This is a genomic window from Streptomyces sp. KL2 (genome assembly GCF_046529545.1).
GTDB classification, from domain to species: Bacteria; Actinomycetota; Actinomycetes; order Streptomycetales; family Streptomycetaceae; genus Streptomyces; species Streptomyces radiopugnans.
On sequence record NZ_CP127170.1, the window covers coordinates 2009202 to 2025018 of the forward strand.

At 71.8% G+C, this 15817-nt stretch carries 15 protein-coding genes; 2 read left to right on the top strand and 13 right to left on the bottom strand.

Annotated features, from left to right (window positions below; translation table 11 throughout):
• Window positions 1-38 precede the first annotated feature (38 nt).
• The 4 genes from QPK52_RS08945 to QPK52_RS08960 form a co-directional block, all read right to left on the bottom strand.
• Window positions 39-1415 carry an AI-2E family transporter gene (locus tag QPK52_RS08945; RefSeq protein ID WP_410536722.1) on the bottom strand — a complete coding sequence of 459 codons (1377 nt, stop codon included), beginning with the start codon at window positions 1413-1415 and terminating at the stop codon, window positions 39-41.
• Between the two features lie 216 nt (window positions 1416-1631).
• The gene (locus tag QPK52_RS08950) at window positions 1632-2327 is read right to left on the bottom strand and encodes a transglycosylase SLT domain-containing protein (protein WP_410536723.1); all 696 of its coding nucleotides are present in this window, start codon (window positions 2325-2327) and stop codon (window positions 1632-1634) included.
• Window positions 2328-2715: 388 nt separating this feature from the next.
• Window positions 2716-4050, bottom strand: coding sequence for a PhoH family protein (locus tag QPK52_RS08955; protein ID WP_410536724.1), 1335 nt, complete (start codon window positions 4048-4050; stop codon window positions 2716-2718).
• A gap of 298 nt (window positions 4051-4348) precedes the next feature.
• Window positions 4349-5146 carry an isoprenyl transferase gene (locus tag QPK52_RS08960; RefSeq protein WP_093848148.1) on the bottom strand — a complete coding sequence of 266 codons (798 nt, stop codon included), beginning with the start codon at window positions 5144-5146 and terminating at the stop codon, window positions 4349-4351.
• Window positions 5147-5514: 368 nt separating this feature from the next.
• Between QPK52_RS08960 and mgrA the strand changes: the two genes are divergently transcribed.
• The gene (gene mgrA / locus QPK52_RS08965; RefSeq protein WP_410536726.1) at window positions 5515-6558 is read left to right on the top strand and encodes an L-glyceraldehyde 3-phosphate reductase; all 1044 of its coding nucleotides are present in this window, start codon (window positions 5515-5517) and stop codon (window positions 6556-6558) included.
• Window positions 6559-6737: 179 nt separating this feature from the next.
• On the opposite strand, the gene QPK52_RS08970 is transcribed toward mgrA, so the two are convergent.
• Window positions 6738-7472, bottom strand: a complete 735-nt coding sequence (locus tag QPK52_RS08970) for a prepilin peptidase (RefSeq protein WP_410536727.1) — start codon at window positions 7470-7472, stop codon at window positions 6738-6740.
• Window positions 7473-7655: 183 nt separating this feature from the next.
• Between QPK52_RS08970 and QPK52_RS08975 the strand changes: the two genes are divergently transcribed.
• Entirely contained in the window at window positions 7656-8030 is a 375-nt protein-coding gene (locus QPK52_RS08975; RefSeq protein ID WP_410536728.1) for a DUF192 domain-containing protein, read from the top strand.
• 22 nt (window positions 8031-8052) lie between these two features.
• Here QPK52_RS08975 and QPK52_RS08980 read toward each other — a convergent pair whose 3' ends face one another.
• The 8 genes from QPK52_RS08980 to QPK52_RS09015 all read right to left on the bottom strand — a co-directional run bounded on the left by QPK52_RS08980 (window position 8053) and on the right by QPK52_RS09015 (window position 15810).
• A complete protein-coding gene (locus QPK52_RS08980; RefSeq protein ID WP_410536729.1) occupies window positions 8053-8439 on the bottom strand; it encodes a hypothetical protein in 387 nt (128 codons plus the stop codon).
• A 245-nt stretch (window positions 8440-8684) separates the two neighbouring features.
• Window positions 8685-9413: a hypothetical protein gene (locus tag QPK52_RS08985; RefSeq protein ID WP_410536730.1), complete on the bottom strand. Its 729-nt coding sequence runs from the start codon at window positions 9411-9413 to the stop codon at window positions 8685-8687.
• A gap of 10 nt (window positions 9414-9423) precedes the next feature.
• Window positions 9424-11466, bottom strand: a complete 2043-nt coding sequence (locus QPK52_RS08990) for a Tox-REase-5 domain-containing protein (RefSeq protein ID WP_410536731.1) — start codon at window positions 11464-11466, stop codon at window positions 9424-9426.
• A 272-nt stretch (window positions 11467-11738) separates the two neighbouring features.
• On the bottom strand, window positions 11739-12095 hold the full coding sequence (locus QPK52_RS08995; protein WP_410536732.1) for a hypothetical protein: 357 nt from the start codon (window positions 12093-12095) through the stop codon (window positions 11739-11741).
• Window positions 12085-13449: a Hint domain-containing protein gene (locus tag QPK52_RS09000; RefSeq protein WP_410536734.1), complete on the bottom strand. Its 1365-nt coding sequence runs from the start codon at window positions 13447-13449 to the stop codon at window positions 12085-12087. Before QPK52_RS09000 ends, QPK52_RS08995 begins: the two co-directional genes overlap by 11 nt.
• 151 nt (window positions 13450-13600) lie before the next feature.
• On the bottom strand, window positions 13601-14389 hold the full coding sequence (locus QPK52_RS09005) for a hypothetical protein (protein ID WP_410536736.1): 789 nt from the start codon (window positions 14387-14389) through the stop codon (window positions 13601-13603).
• A gap of 154 nt (window positions 14390-14543) precedes the next feature.
• A complete protein-coding gene (locus QPK52_RS09010; RefSeq protein WP_410536737.1) occupies window positions 14544-15152 on the bottom strand; it encodes an OmpA family protein in 609 nt (202 codons plus the stop codon).
• Window positions 15153-15183: 31 nt separating this feature from the next.
• Window positions 15184-15810 (bottom strand): hypothetical protein, encoded by a 627-nt coding sequence (locus QPK52_RS09015; RefSeq protein ID WP_410536739.1) that lies wholly within the window; start codon window positions 15808-15810, stop codon window positions 15184-15186.
• Between the last annotated feature and the right edge of the window lie 7 nt (window positions 15811-15817).

Consider the following 15817-nt stretch of genomic DNA (forward strand, 5'->3'; position numbering starts at 1 on the left):
GGGACGGAAGTCGTGCGCTCGGTGCGCTTCGGGACGGTCTAACGCCCTCCGTTCCGCGGCGGGCCGGCGGACTCCCCGCCCTCCCCCGGCCGCGGAGGCGGCGCCGCTCCGGGCGACTTGGGCGACTCGGGGGCCTTGACGGCGGGCGGCGGCGCGGCCGACGACGGATCGGCGGTGCCGGCGGGCACGCTGTGGCCCGCGGCGTACGACCGCAGGGAGGCGACGACGGACTTGAGCACCGCCACCAGCGGAACCGCCGTCACCGCGCCGGGGATGCCCGCGATCAGACTGCCCCCGGTCACCGCCAGCACCACGCCGAGGGGGTGCACCCGCACCAGCCGGCCGAGGATGAGCGGCTGGAGCACATGCCCCTCCAACTGCTGCACGGCCAGCACGACCGCCAGGACGAGCAGGGCGGACACCACGCCGTTGGCCACGAACGCAACGACCACCGCCAGCGCTCCGGAGACCACCGCACCGACGATGGGGACGAAGGAGAACAGGAAGATGATCACGGCCAGCGGCACGGCCATCGGCACGTCCAGGAAGTACAGCCCGACGCCGATGAAGAAGCCGTCGATGAAGGCCACCAGCACCGTGCCGCGCACATAGCTGGTGAGCGTCATCCACGCCTTGGGCCCGGCGCTCGCGACGGCGTCGCGAGCGGCCAGGGGCACGAAGTTGAGCGACCAGTTCCACACCGTCCGGCCGTCGTAGAGCAGGAAGATCGTCACGAACATCGCCAGCAGCGCGCCGGAGAAGAACTCCAGGACCACGGTCACGCCCTGGAGCCCCGCGCTGGTGATCTCCTGGCTGTTGCTGCCGAGCCAGTCGTTGAGACCGTCGGCGATGTTGTTGATCTGCGCCTCGGTGACGTGGAAGGGGCTGTTGAGCAGCCAGGTCTTCAACTCCTCGATGCCGTCCTGCACCTGCCGGGTGAGGTCGTCGAGGTTCTCCAGGACCTGCCAGACCACGAACCAGCCCACCAGGCCCACCATCGCCACGCCCGTCACGAAGGTGATCGCGGCGGCCGGCCCGCGTCCTATCCCCAGCCGCCGCAGCCAGGCGGCCGTGGGCTGGAGCAGCGCGGTCAGCAGCAGGCCGATGGTGAAGGCGAGGACGACCAGGCTGATGGTGCTGATCACCTTCATCAGCACGTAGATGACCCCGGCCAGGATCAGCAGCCGCCAGCCGGCCTCGGCCGCCACCCTCACCCCCCACGGCACCATGGTCTCGGGCGGGGGCGGAGCCAGCCGGAAGGGTGCGGGGCCCGGATCGTCCGGAGGCGGCCCGGCGGGGGCCGCGGGCGGCGCCGGCCTGTCGGCGCCGTCTTCCTCCTCGGCGCGTGCCAGCCGCTCGGACAGCCGGGTGGCGGCACGCGACACCCCCGCCTTAAGACTCCGAAGTCTCGACATGCCGCTTCCTTCGCCCCCCGGTGTTCTGTCCGACCGGACCCAGTATGGCCCGTTCACCCCGATCCGGCGTGTCCGCCGTATCGGTCCGTCCCATCTGGGGACGACGCTACCGGGGTAAAGGGTTGCTCCTCGGGCGACATGCCAAACCCCCCGCCGGTGGGCGGGGGGTTCGTGAGCGGAAGCCGGAACGGCCGCTGGGCGGCTCGGCACGGAGGCTCAGTACCAGTGGTTGGCCTGCCAGAAGTCCCAGGCGCCGCAGGGGCTGCCGTAGCGCTCGTTCATGTAGTTCAGGCCCCACTTGATCTGGGTGGCCGGGTTGGTCTGCCAGTCGGCTCCGGCCGAGGCCATCTTGGAACCCGGCAGCGCCTGGACGAGGCCGTACGCGCCGGAGGAGGGGTTCTGGGCCTTGTAGTTCCAGCCGCTCTCGCGCTCGACGATGTTGGAGAAGCACTGGAACTGGCCGGCGCCCACGATCTGCTGGGCCATCGCCTTGACCTCGGCGACGCTGTAGGAGCTCTGCACCGCGAAGTCGGTGCGCTCCGCGGAGCGGCTGGCGGCCTGCTGCCTGGCCTCCCGCTTCTTCGCCTCCTCGGCGGCCTTGGCGGCCTTCTCGGCCGCCTCCCTCTTGGCCTGGGCGTCCTTGGCCGCCTGCTTGCGGGCGGCCTCCTCGGCAGCCTTCTTCGCCGCGGCGTCGGCGGCGGCGGCGGCGTTGTCCGCCTGCTGTGTGAGGGAAGCGGTCTGGGCCTGCTGGCCTGCGGGTATGTCTGCGAGGAGCGTCGCGTCAGCGGCAGTGGCCTCGACCGGCTCGGCCGTTCCCTGCTCACTGCCCGAGGCCACACCGACGACGGCGCCGACGGTGGTGACCGCGGTGGCGGACGCCACTGCGAACCCCCGGACCGAGATCCGAGTCACACGGTTTCCTTCCACACTGCCCGCTTAGGTGACCTCGCGGGCGCAATCGTGCCCCTGGCACGGGCCTCCCCAAGTACTGGCCACGGGAGGCGCTGGCCCGGCCGGGCCCTTCCCGGGGAGGAGGGGCCGCATGGTGCTTCGGGCGGCATACGGCGCGCTGCTGTTGACTTGTGGATCCGCGCCGGGTGGTGCGGATGGTGCCTGGGTGCCGTATGCGGGGCCTGACAGGACCCACACACTGCCGGAGACGGAACGGTGGATGCAATTCTGTGACACGTGGGAAAGCTCACACCCCGTTTCGCGCACCGGTTGGAAGGAAAGGGCGCGCGAAAAGCCCCGCACGGCTAGGCTGCTGCGCTTCGCCGCGCGGGGCCGTTCGACGGCCGGCTCAGATCCGGCCGTCCTCCAGCATCTCGGTCACCAGCGCCGCGATGGGCGACCGCTCGGACCGGGTGAGGGTGATGTGCGCGAAGAGCGGGTGGCCCTTGAGCCGTTCGACCACCGCGGCCACCCCGTCGTACCGCCCCACGCGCAGGTTGTCGCGCTGGGCGACGTCGTGGGTGAGGACGACCCGTGAGCCCTGCCCGATCCTCGAAAGGACCGTCAGCAGCACGTTCCGCTCGAGCGACTGGGCCTCGTCGACGATCACGAAGGCGTCGTGCAGGGAGCGGCCGCGGATGTGCGTGAGCGGCAGCACCTCCAGCATGCCGCGGGCCGTGATCTCCTCGACCACCTCGCGCATCGTCACCGCCGAGAGGGTGTCGAAGACCGCCTGCGCCCAGGGGTTCATCTTCTCGTCGGCGGTGCCCGGCAGATAGCCCAGGTCCTGGCCGCCGACCGCGTACAGCGGCCGGAACACCATCACCTTGCTGTGCTGCCGTCTCTCCAGCACGGCCTCCAGGCCCGCGCACAGCGCCAGCGCGGACTTGCCGGTGCCGGCCCGGCCGCCCATCGAGACGATGCCGACCTCCGGGTCGAGCAGCAGGTCCAGGGCGATGCGCTGCTCGGCGCTGCGCCCGTGGATGCCGAACGCCTCGCGGTCCCCGCGCACCAGTCCGATCCGCCCCTCGGGCGTGATCCTGCCCAGGGCCCTGCCGCGCTCGGACTGCAGGACCAGACCGGTGTGCACGGGCAGTTCGGCGGCCTCGGGCACGTACACGCTCTCCGCGGCGAAGAGTTCGTCCACGTCCTCGGCCGCCAGGGTCAGCTCGGTCATCCCCGTCCAGCCGGACTCGGTGACGGCCAGCTCGGCCCGGTACTCCTCGGCCAGCAGGCCGACGGAGGACGCCTTGATGCGCAGCGGCAGGTCCTTGGAGACGACCGTGACGTCGTACCCCTCGGCCTGGAGGTTCCTGGCCACCGCCAGGATGCGCGAGTCGTTGTCGAGCGGCCTGCCGTGGTCGCCGCGCATGGTGGAGGGCAGCACGGCCGGATCCGAGTGGTTGAGCTCGACCCTGAGCGTGCCGCCCAGCTCGCCGATCGGGATCGGTGCGTCCAGCCGCCCGTGCAGTACGCGGTACTCGTCCAGCCGCCTGAGTGCCTGGCGGGCGAAGTAGCCCAGCTCCGGATGGTGGCGCTTGGCCTCCAACTCCGTTACCACGACCACCGGGAGCACGACCTCGTGCTCGTCGAAGCGGGTCATGGCCGCCGGATCGGCGAGCAGGACGCTGGTGTCGATGACGTAGGTGCGCCGGTCTTCCCGGCGCTTGGTGCTGGTCACCACGGATGGACCTACCCCCTCGGAAGAGGTCGGGGTGCGACGGCGTCGCGGGGGATGAGGCCGGGCTCCGGTCCCGTGCACGGGCCGGGCACCGGCCCTCCGCGTCCTCGCGTGCGTCTGCCCGCACGGTCGTCCGTGGTGTGCAAAGGGCCTCCCGGGGCCGCCTCCCTGCGTCGGGAGCCGGCCTGGAGGGGATATTCCCTGCCGGGACCGCCCCCATGCCCCGGCATATGCCTACGGTGCGATGAACGGCCGGTATCCCCCGTGAGGGGGACACCGGCCGCGGCCGGTCTCGCGTCCGTCAGCCCCCGTAGCGGCGGTGGCGGGCCGCGTAGTCGCGCAGGGCGCGCAGGAAGTCCACCTTCCGGAAGGCGGGCCAGAACACGTCGCAGAAGTAGTACTCCGAGTGGGCGCTCTGCCAGAGCATGAAGCCCGACAGCCGCTGCTCGCCGCTGGTGCGGATCACCAGGTCCGGGTCGGGCTGCCCGCGCGTGTACAGGTGCTCGGCGATGTCCTCCAGGGCGAGGTCCTCCGCGAGCTCCTCCAGGGTCGCGCCCCGCGCGGCCCGGTCGGCGAGCAGGGAGCGCACCGCGTCCACGATCTCCTGCCGGCCGCCGTAGCCCACGGCGACGTTGACGAGGATCCCCCGGTTGCCCCGGGTGCTCTCCTCGGCCTCCTTCAGCACGCGCTGGGTGTGGTCGGGCAGCAGGTCGGGCGTACCGACGTGGTGCACCCGCCAGCGGCCGTCCGAGGCCAGGTCGCGCACCGCGTCCTCGATGATGCCCAGCAGCGGCCTGAGCTCCTCGGCCGGCCGGCTGAGGTTGTCGGTGGACAGCAGCCACAGGGTGACCACCTCGACGTCCGTCTCGGCGCACCAGCCCAGCATCTCGCGGATCTTCTCGGCCCCCGCCTGGTGGCCCTGCTCGGTCGTGCCTCCGGAGGCCCGCGCCCAGCGGCGGTTGCCGTCGAGGATGACGCCGATGTGCTTGGGCACCTGCTCGTGGTCGAGACGCCCTTCCACCCGGTGGGCGTAGAGCCTGTAGACCAGGCGGCGCAGCCACCGGGGATACCGGGTGCGTCCCCGGGAAGATTGCAGCATCGGTTTGTTCAGCCCCTCCATGCAGGTCCCGAGCGCCAGGTCCTGTCCGGTCGCGTCTTCGCGGATCGGCCCGCGACACCCTGTGGCCCCTCATCCGGGTCTCCCCGGTCTCTCCGGCTCCTCCCCGCCGACGGCGCTTCCGCCCGGACGAACCCGGGAGGGGTGTGGGGGAGACCGCGGTTCGCGCCCGGCCGTACCCGCGCGGTGCCGTGGCGCCGTGCGGAACCCGGACCGGGTTCGGGCCGCCCGGCCGGGGCGGGCCGCGAAGACCGGTACGGACAGGCCCTCAGCACCTTACTGCGCCGCCGTGCGGCGCACGAGCCGGGAATGTCACAGAACGGCGATAAGACAGTGATAGGCAGGGACCCATGAACGACGCGTCCCCGTACCGCCCGGACGGCTCCCGCTACGACACCATGCGCTATCGCCGCACCGGCCGCAGCGGACTGCTGCTCCCGGAGATCTCCCTGGGCCTGTGGCACAACTTCGGCGACGACAGGCCGCTGGACACCCAGCGGGCGATCCTGCGCCGCGCCTTCGACCTGGGCGTCACCCACTTCGACCTGGCCAACAACTACGGCCCGCCCCCCGGAGCGGCCGAGGCCGACTTCGGCCGCCTGCTCGCCCGGGACTTCCGCCCCTACCGCGACGAGCTGGTGATCTCCACCAAGGCGGGCTACCGGATGCACCCCGGCCCGTACGGCGAGTGGGGATCGCGCAAGTACCTGCTGTCCTCCCTGGACGCCTCGCTGAGGCGGACGGGCCTGGAGTACGTCGACGTCTTCTACTCCCACCGCCACGACCCCGACACGCCCCTGGAGGAGACGATGGGCGCGCTGGCGTCCGCCGTCCACCAGGGCAAGGCGCTGTACGTGGGCGTCTCCTCCTACAGCGCGCGGCGCACGCGCGAGGCGGCGCGGATCCTGCGCGAGATGGGGGTGCGGCCGCTGATCCACCAGCCGTCCTACTCCATGATCAACCGCTGGACGGAGGACGACCGCCTGCTGGACACCCTGGAGGCGGAGGGCATGGGCTGCATCTCCTTCGCCCCGCTGGCCCAGGGGCTGCTCACCGACAAGTACCTGGGCGGCGTCCCGGAGGACTCCCGCGCGGCCCGGGGCACCTCCCTGGACCCGGGCCTGCTGACGCAGGAGGTCGTCGGGCGGCTGCGCGCCCTGGACGCCGTCGCCGGGCGGCGCGGCCAGACCCTGGCCCAGCTCGCGCTGAGCTGGGTGCTGCGGGATCCGCGGATGACGTCGGCGCTGATCGGCGCGAGCAGTGTGGCACAGCTGGAGGCGAACGTGGCGGCGGTGCGGGGCCCGGAGCTGACCGACGAGGAGCTGGCGGAGATCGACGCGTACGCCGTCTCGGCGCCCGGTGCGAACATCTGGGCCCTCAGCAGCGAGAGCTGAGGGCCGGCCGCGGCGCCCCGGGGCGCCGCGGCCGGGGGCCGGAAAGGGGGCGCCTGGGCGGGCCCGGAGCGGGCGGGAACGGGAAGCGGGCCGGTCCGTGGGGGGGGGATACGGACCGGCCCGAGGGGGTTTCCACCATAGCCCCTGCCGCGCCGTACCGCGCGCACCCGCGGCCCCATTCACACGGTCAGTCCCCCCGCCAGCAGTCCCACGAGGGCCCCCGCCACCATGAACGGACCGAACGGCATGGCCGTCTTGCGACTCGCCCGCCGGGCGAGGACCAGCGACATCCCGTAGACCGCGCCGAACAGGAAGCCCGCGAACGCTCCGCCCAGGAGCACGCCCCAGCCGTACCACCCAAGGGCTACCCCCACCGGGATCGCCAGCTTGACGTCCCCGAAGCCCATGCCGCGCGGATTGACCAGGAACAGCACCAGGTACGCCCCGCCCAGCGCCGCCCCGCCCAGCAGGGCGCGCACCCAGCTGCCGCCCGCCCCGGGCAGCAGGGCAGCGACACCGAGCAGGACGGCGCTGCACGCGGCGAGCGGCAGGGTCACCACGTCCGGCAGCCGGTGGACCCTGCGGTCCACGACCGCCAGCAGCACCGCGCACGGCACCAGCAGCAGCCACACGCCCAGCTCCGGCCGCCCCCCGACGGCCGCAGCCACCAGCGCGCACGCCGCCGCCGTGACGGCGGCCGCCGGTGCGGCACCCGGCCCGTACAGCCCGTCCCGCCCGCTCCCGCACTCCCCGCACCGGGCGGGCCCGAGCCATCCCGGCAGCCTGTGCCCGGCGGGGCAGTGCGCGCGCCACGGCGTTCCCGCCTCGACGGCGAGCCGGTAGGCGGCACGTGGCACGAGCAGCCCGGCGGCGGTGCCGTAGACGGCGGCGAGAACGATCAGTGTGAGGCGCACGCGGCGAGCGTACGGCGGACGGCCGCACCGGGCATGGGCCCTGGGGCCCATGCCCGGGCCCATCTCCTGTCCCGTGCCCGCTCCTTCTGGTAGAACGGCGCTGCGCGGACTGCGGGGAACGGACGGCACAAGCAGGTGAGCTGCGCGGACGGACGGACGGGCGGCGCGGCAGGGAGGCCGGACATGGGGCGCTGGCAGGACGGCAGGGGCACGCTGTGCGTGGCGGAGGAGGGCACGGCGGACCGGGCGGACCGGGCCGGTGTGCCGGTGGAGATCGCCGCCTCCTACCGGGCCCGCACCCGCGGCCTGCTGGGGCGCGACGGCATCGCCGGGGCGCTGCTGCTGACCCCGGCCAACAGCGTGCACACCTTCCGGATGCGGTTCGCGATCGACGTCGCCTACCTCGACCGCCGGCTGAACGTCCTGGCCGTACGGACGATGCGGCCCGGCCGCCTCGGCCTCCCGAGGCCGCGCGCACGCCACGTACTGGAGGCCGAGGCGGGAGCCATGGCGCGCTGGGGGCTGCGGCCGGGCGTGCGGGTGACGCTGGAGGCGTGACGCCGGGCGCCCGCGCCGCCGGTCAGCGCCGGGAGTCCATCACCAGGTCGGCCGCCATCCCGGCGGCGCATCCCGCCAGTGTGGCCGCGCCGGACAGCGCGATCCCCTGGCCCGACATGTCCGTCCGCGAACCGATCATCAGCAGGCTCGCGCCGTACGCCACCAGGGGTACGGTCAGCGCGGCCGTCAGATGCGCGGCGGGCGAGCCCCGGAAGGGCTCGCGGTGCAGTCGCGCGGCGGCGAGGGTGGCCAGCGCGACGCACAGGGCGGCGGGTATGTGGAACAGCGCCATGCGCCAGCCGAACGACTCGACGCGCTCCGGGGTGACGGCGTACTCGCCGAGCGTCCGGTCGACGAGCGACTGCGCCACCAGCAGGACCACGATCCCCGCCGCCCACGACCGGAGCACCGCCGGCAGCGCGGACCCCGCTGCCCCGCCGTCCCCGCGCGCCGGCGCGCCGTACGGGTGGCCGGCCCCGCTCCTGTGTCCGCCACCGAAATCCATGCCCAACCGCCTTACCGTCGTCGTGTACACCCCCCTCGCCGCACGACGCTAGGGCGTATCCGACGGCCGGCCATGAGCCCGCGGGCCCAAGCCCGGGCCCAACCCGGGCGCGGGTCCAACCCGGGCGCGGGTCCGGGCCCGGGCGCTCCTCAGAACTTCGGCCGGTCCATGGGCAGCGGCAGGGGCGCCAGCGCCCCGGTCCCGCGCAGGGCCTCGTTCACCGAGAGCACCAGGTCCGTCCCCGGCGCCTCCCCGTCCGGGCCGGACAGGTCCACGACCACCCCGCCGTGCGCCACGGGCAGCCTCCTGCCCGGCAGGTCGCCGGGGACGAGGGCCGCGCGCCCGGCGGAGAGGTGGACGGCCCGGCCGCACCGGGGACTGGAGTTGTCCAGGCCGAAGGCGTCCCGGACCGCGGACATCAGGGCGCGGTCGGCGAAGTCCCCCCAGTCGGTGTCCCAGGCGTCGGCGAGGGCGGCCAGCGCGTGCGGCAGCCGGCCGATCAGCGGATCGTCCTCGTCCGTCTCCCCGGAGCGCAGCTTCAGCACCACGCTCTGCGGGACGCCGTCGGCGACACCGCCCGCCGAGACCCCGATCTCGGCCTTCGGCCTCCCCTCGCGCCGCGTCCACACACTGGTCCGGTATCCGACGGGATACGCGTCGAGGTCCGGGTCGCTGCGGACGATGTACGCCGCGAACCCCTCCGGGTCGAGCGCGGCCCGCGGGGAATCGGCCCCGGTCCCGGCGACCTCCCGCCAGTCGGAGAAGACCTCCTCGTCGACCTCCTTCAGCCGCCCCAGGAAGTCCAGCCAGCGGTCGGCCAGTTCGCGCGGGCTCTCCTTCCTCGGTCCCCAGAAGCCCCGTACCGTGACATTGATCATGGTTTCGGTCCTATTTCCTCACGGGCGTGTGGACGACCTTCACGTTAATACCCGCGTCCTCGAATGCCTCCTGCGCGGCCTCGGCGGCGCTCTTGTTGGAGAAGTGCCACTCCACGGGTTTCCCGCCGGCGGCGTTGACCTGGCTCTGGGCCTGCTTGATCCACCGGTCCCGGACGTCCTGGGGGAGTTCGCCGTCCTTCACGTACTTCCCGTAGCCGAACTTCGCCTCCAGGTACGTCTGCCGCTGGGAGTCCCAGCCGTCGAACTCGACGTCCCGGCCGCCCTTGGGGTTCTTGACGAGGTACTCCTTGCCCCGCTTCACCCCCGACACCTGCTCCTGGTACCGGATCCACCGCTCGGCGGCCGCGGAGTTCGCGGCCCGCTTCCTCGAACCCCACGCGCCGTCGCCCTTGTCCTTGGAGCCGAGCCTGGGATTCTTCAGGTTCTTGTGCCAGGACGGCTTCGGCCACTTCCGGTGGTCGCCGGGCTTGTCGGTTCCGGGCTTCTTGACCGGGCAGTTGTGGACGAGGGCCGCGGCGGAGCCCACCTCCACGTAGTAGGTGTGGATGTCCTCGATGGACAGGTCGTGGGTGCGCTGCCGCCGCTCGTAGCGCTCGACCTCCACCACCCGCAGAGCCGCTCCCCCGGGAGTGCGCAGCTCGTCCCCGGGCCGGATCCCGCCCGCCTCCGCCCAACGGGCCTCGTCCGCCAGCCAGAACGGATGGGTGTCGGTCGCCGTCAGCGTGGCCGCACGCCCCCCGACCAGCACCGTCAGCCGGGTGAAGTCCTTGTCGTCCTCGGTCGTGATCGTCCCCGCCACCGGCCGGACCGTGGTCAGCCCCCGGTACGGATCGGTGACCGTCACCAGCTCCCCGGCCCGCACCTCCTCGATCGGCCGACGGCTCCCGTCCGCCAGCAACACCGGCGTACCCGGCGGAAAACTGTGGTCGCAGGCGTCCTCGGCGTTCTTCAGCCGCTGCCGGGCCTTCTTGAGCCTCCCGGACTTGTCGATGATCCCCTTGAGGCCGTCGTAGAGGTCACCGCCGTGCTTCCTGATCTTCCTGACGAGCTCGGCGGCCTTCTTCCACTTCCACGGCGCCCCGTACTTCGCCGCCAGCTTCCCCACCGCACCGCCGATCAACGACGTCAGCACATTGATCAGCGTCTCCGTACACGCCGCACCGTCCCCCTCGGTGATGCAGTCCAGCGCATCGGTGATCCCCAACTCCTCGGCGAGGATCTTCGCCAGCTCCTTCGCCGCCTCCTTCGCCTTCTCCTCGTCCCCCTCCAGCGCCTCCTCGAGGTCCTGGACCTGCTTCAGGGCCTCCTGGTACTCCTTGTCCTCCGGGGAGTCGGGCAGTTCGCCCTCCGAGTAGGGCTCGTCCGCGGCGGCCTGATCGGCGTCGGGATCGTCGCCGGTGTAGCCGTCGTCCCCGCCGGGGTCGCCGGTGGGGTCTCCGGTGGGGTCTCCGCCGTCGGGGCCGTCGGCGACGGGCTGCTCACCGGCGGAACCGCACTGCCCGCCCACGACCCGGCAGATCTTCGCACCGACCGACTGCCCCAGCTCGGTGGTCACCCCCGCCGCCACCAGACCACCGACGATCGCGACCACCACCACGACCATCCCGACGTACTCCGTCGAGGTCTGACCACCCTCCGAACACCGCAACCGCAGCATCCGCGCCAGGGAGAAGCCCCTGGGACGCCGCCGCAGGGCCCTCCGCTCCCGTGCCAGGGCGAACCAGGAGCGCGCACGCGGCGTCGAGAGCAGCGCCACCACCAGCAGCGGCAGGAGGATGTGGAGCGGCCCCCACCACAGGCCGTCCCCGGTGTTCTGCCACGCCCGGACCAGCACCCAGGCCTGGACGGGGAAGACGCCCGCCCACGCCCGGCGTCCGGCCGTCCGCATCCCGCCGGCCAGCAGGACCCCGGCCACCCCGGGCGCCAGGGCGTACACCGCCTCCCGGCCCGCCGCACCGGCTGCCGCGTCAGCGACCGACAGGCCGAGCAGCGCCAGGAGCACGAGCCTCGCCGCGACCACCGCGCTCGGCATCGGTGTGCGCCCGGCGTACCCATGGTCCGAAGGCGCTGAGGATACGAGTCCCGACATACCGGGGAGGCTATTGAGCAACCCCCGGGGAGGCATGGGCCCGGGGGCCCAAAACCGGGCCCAACTCCCTTTACGGCAGGCGGTTTTGCCAAGCACCAGCCGGCCCCGGGGACACTGCCGTGCTCACCGTCGCCCCCGGCCGTCCCCGTCCCCGTCCCCGGGCAGGCCCTCCGGCCGGCGATCCGGCCGGCCGCCACAGCTTGCGGGAGCCGCCCTCACCCCACGCGCCGCAGCCCTTCGGGGGTGATGGCCAGCCACCACAGGGCGCCGAACGGTTCCCAGCCGACCGACTCGCAGCCGTCGGCGAACCGCCGCACCTGCTCCCCCACCGGGGAGCTCCACGCCTCGAAGCCGCTCTCGCCCAGGTCTCCGAGTTCCATCAGGTGCTCCTCCAGCAGGACCCCCAGCAGAGCGACGGCGACCTGTCTGAAGTCCTCCCCCGACCGTTTCGCCTCCTCCCGGGCGTGCCAGAGCAGCATGTCGACCGGAATCCAGTCGTCGACCGCTTCGGCCAGTACGCGGTCCACGAGCCCGGCGCGGCCACCGGCCTCGCCCTTCTCGTCAGCTCCCATGGTCTATGTGCACCTTCTTCGGCTTCTGCCCCGGTGGGAAGATGTCGATCGTCTCACCACCGGACGCCGAGGTCTTCCGCCACTGGATGACCGTGCCGTCCTCCAGCCTGTAGACGTCCGGGATCTTCTCACCGCGCGGGGGGAGCTTCTCGGCGCCCTTCGTCCACTCGTCGAAGTGCTTCCGGAGCTCGCCGACGTCCTTGACCACCTTGACCGACCCCTTCTGCTTGCCGTCCGGCAGCTTGTCGAAGGACTCGCTCCAACTGCAGTTGTGGACCAGGGCGTTCTCGGTCCCGACGCCCACGTAGTAGGTGTGGATGTCCTCGATGGACAGGTCGTGGGTGCGCTGCCGCCGCTCGTAGCGCTCGACCTCCACCACCCGCAGAGCCGCTCCCCCGGGAGTGCGCAGCTCGTCCCCGGGCCGGATCCCGCCCGCCTCCGCCCAACGGGCCTCGTCCGCCAGCCAGAACGGATGGGTGTCGGTCGCCGTCAGCGTGGCCGCACGCCCCCCGACCAGCACCGTCAGCCGGGTGAAGTCCTTGTCGTCCTCGGTCGTGATCGTCCCCGCCACCGGCCGGACCGTGGTCAGCCCCCGGTACGGATCGGTGACCGTCACCAGCTCCCCGGCCCGCACCTCCTCGATCGGCCGACGGCTCCCGTCCGCCAGCAACACCGGCGTACCCGGCGGAAAACTGTGGTTCCTGCAGGCCACGGGCTTCCTCGTACCGGGCTCGCCGGGCTTCCTGTCCCTGTCCGGGAGCTTCTTCCCCAGCTCCTCGACCTTGTCCTCGAGCCGGTCGACCTTCTTCGAGCCGTCGATGATCCCCTTGAGGCCGTCGTAGAGGTCACCGCCGTGCTTCCTGATCTTCCTGACGAGCTCGGCGGCCTTCTTCCACTTCCACGGCGCCCCGTACTTCGCCGCCAGCTTCCCCACCGCACCGCCGATCAACGACGTCAGCACATTGATCAGCGTCTCCGTACACGCCGCACCGTCCCCCTCGGTGATGCAGTCCAGCGCATCGGTGATCCCCAACTCCTCGGCGAGGATCTTCGCCAGCTCCTTCGCCGCCTCCTTCGCCTTCTCCTCGTCCCCCTCCAGCGCCTTCCTGGCGGCCTCCAGGTCCCTGACCGCCTGCTCGTACTCCTTCTCCTCCCGGGTCCTGGTGTCACCGGCCGGCGCCTGACCGCCGTCGGGGCCGTCGGCGACGGGCTGCTGCCCGCCGTCCCCGCCGTCGGCGGAACCGCACTGCCCGCCCACGACCCGGCAGATCTTCGCACCGACCGACTGCCCCAGCTCGGTGGTCACCCCCGCCGCCACCAGACCACCGACGATCGCGACCACCACCACGACCATCCCGACGTACTCCGTCGAGGTCTGACCACCCTCCGAACACCGCAACCGCAGCATCCGCGCCGGGGAGAAGCCCCTGGGACGCCGCCGCGTCCGTGCCCTCCACCCCCGCATGTCCCGCCCCCGTTCGTTCCCCGCCGCCTTCCGCCCCGCTCTACCGCTTCGGCGTCTCGAACTTCTCGAGCTTCTCGACCTGGGCGGTGACCACCGACTGCGGGATCCCGGGCTCGGCGAAGTCCATCAGGTTCATCGAGTAGAAGATCGCCACACTGGAGCCCGAGCGGACCGCCTTGAACAGCAGCGGCACCCTGTCGCCCTCGAAGTCGCCGTCCACCTGATAGGCCAGGGCGTCGTCGGCGCCGGTGGGGGCGGTGAGCTCCCTGACGCCGGAGTACCTGCTGGTGTCGCCACCGGTCTTGGTGGTGAAGCCGCCCGCACACGCCTTGACCGCCTTGCGCAGCCCCTCCATCAGGCGGTTCGCGGACTCCTGCTCGTACGCCCCGAGCATCTCGAAGAGGATCAGCCCGCCGGCCTCCTCGTCCTTGGACGTGGTGATGAACTGCCGGTAGACCATCTCGGCCGGCTCCGGCTGGGGCACGCCCCCGATCACCGAGGCGATCGGCTGGCACTCGGCCCGGTCGGCCTTCTCCCGGCCCGCGCCGGAGACCTCCTCCTTCGAGGGCGTCTTGACGGTGTAGCCGGACACGTCCGCCGTCCTCAGCGCCGCCTTCTCCAGCTCTTCCCGGGACAGGGTCCTCGCCGGCTCCGCCGGGGTGGTCCGCGCCGGGGTCGGGGCGGCGGACGAAGAGGTGCCGGTCTGCCCGGGTTCCTTCACGTCCTCCCCGTCCGCGGCCCCCGAACCGGAGCCGCCGCAGGCGGAGGCGAAGCCGAGCGCCAGCACGGCGGCGGCAGCGGGCAGGAGACGGGAGATGTGTGTCTTCACGGTGACGGTGCTCCTGTGCACATGGGCTTCACGGCGGCGGGGCGGGGGCGCGGGCGGTGAAAGGGGCGGTACGCCCGGACCGGTCCGCCGGTACGGCGACCGGTCCGGATCCGTGGAGGGTGCGACACCGGCCGCGGGCGGGCCGGCCGTGGAATCAGTCGCCGCGCGGGAAGGAGATCTCCACCCGGCGGTTCTTCTTCCTCCCCTCCTCCGTGGAGTTGTCGGCGATCGGGTTGTCCTCGCTGTATCCGCGGATGTTGAACGTGATGCCCGAGCCGAGGTCCTTCAGCAGTTGCTTGTGCACCGCCTCGGCGCGCTTCTTGGACAGGACCTTGCCGTGCTCGTACGAGCCGAGGTTGTCCGTGTACCCGAAGACGTTCACCTCCGTGGCACCCTGCTCCTCGATCTCCTCGGCGATGCCCCTGATCCTGTCGTTCGCCTCGGAGCTGAGCTTGGCGCTGTCCCTGCCGAAGAGCACTTCGGCCTGGAGCGTGAACTTGGTGTTGGACGGTGAGTCCTCCCGCTGCTCCTCGCCGGCCTCGTCACCGACGATCTGCTTGATCTCCAGGACCTTGGGCTCTGCGAGGGTTCCTCCGTCGCCCAACATGAGATCGGGATCGCCCGCGTCGATCTCGCCCTCGAACACCGAGCCGGCCGAAGGTGTCGGATCGTCGGCGAGTGCGGTGGGTACGGTGGCGACGCTCAGGCCGGCAGCGAGTACGGCCGAGCACGTCAGCGTGACGGCGTGCCGATGTGCTCTCACGAGAGCAGCGGTACGGGTGATCATCATCGTGTCACTCACCCGTGATCTCAAGGGTGGCGTTCTGGAAGGTCGGGATCTGGAGGTCCACCTCGGCGGTGCTCTCCGGCGGCGCGGGGAACTGCATGAAGACGTTCTGCTCGGAGTTCGCCTTGACAGTGCCGATCTTCATCGTGGCCAACGGACGGTTCTCCGTGTCACGCAGGACGTAGTAACGCTTCTTCTCCGCCTTGTCGACAAGAGTGGCGCCAGCCAGAGAACCGCCAGCGGCTCTGATCAGTTCCAGTTCCGGCCCCGTCCAGCGGGTAGCACCAACGAAATCCTCGTCCGACGTGTTCTTGAGTACTCCATTGACTGTGACGAACCCTCCGGAGTCTCTGACCACGGAGTTGATATCAAGGACAATGCTCTCCGGCCCCTTGACCGAGACGATGACCTCACTGTCGTCCGCAACCCTGCCCTTTCCTCCCGTTCCGCCCTCTTGGGAGTCGGCAGTCCGCCCGGCCGAGGGCTTGTCCGTCGTCTTGTCTCCACCACCGTCTTCACCTCCTCCACAACCGGCCAGCGTGAAGGCCAGAGTCAGCGATGCCGTGATAGCCACCGCTGTCCGACGGATTCGGGGGATCTGCCACCTGATCATTAATACTGGTCCTCTGCTCATGGATCGC

Bases quoted from the DNA above. Each gene is read 5' to 3' on its own strand.
- QPK52_RS08945 (WP_410536722.1), bottom strand. From the start codon at position 1,415: ATGTCGAGACTTCGGAGTCTTAAGGCGGGGGTGTCGCGTGCCGCCACC.
- QPK52_RS08960 (WP_093848148.1), bottom strand. From the start codon at position 5,146: ATGCTGCAATCTTCCCGGGGACGCACCCGGTATCCCCGGTGGCTGCGC.
- mgrA (WP_410536726.1), top strand. From the start codon at position 5,515: ATGAACGACGCGTCCCCGTACCGCCCGGACGGCTCCCGCTACGACACC.
- QPK52_RS08975 (WP_410536728.1), top strand. From the start codon at position 7,656: ATGGGGCGCTGGCAGGACGGCAGGGGCACGCTGTGCGTGGCGGAGGAG.
- QPK52_RS08985 (WP_410536730.1), bottom strand. From the start codon at position 9,413: ATGATCAATGTCACGGTACGGGGCTTCTGGGGACCGAGGAAGGAGAGC.
- QPK52_RS08990 (WP_410536731.1), bottom strand. From the start codon at position 11,466: ATGCCGAGCGCGGTGGTCGCGGCGAGGCTCGTGCTCCTGGCGCTGCTC.
- QPK52_RS08995 (WP_410536732.1), bottom strand. From the start codon at position 12,095: ATGGGAGCTGACGAGAAGGGCGAGGCCGGTGGCCGCGCCGGGCTCGTG.
- QPK52_RS09000 (WP_410536734.1), bottom strand. From the start codon at position 13,449: ATGGTCGTGGTGGTGGTCGCGATCGTCGGTGGTCTGGTGGCGGCGGGG.
- QPK52_RS09015 (WP_410536739.1), bottom strand. From the start codon at position 15,810: ATGAGCAGAGGACCAGTATTAATGATCAGGTGGCAGATCCCCCGAATC.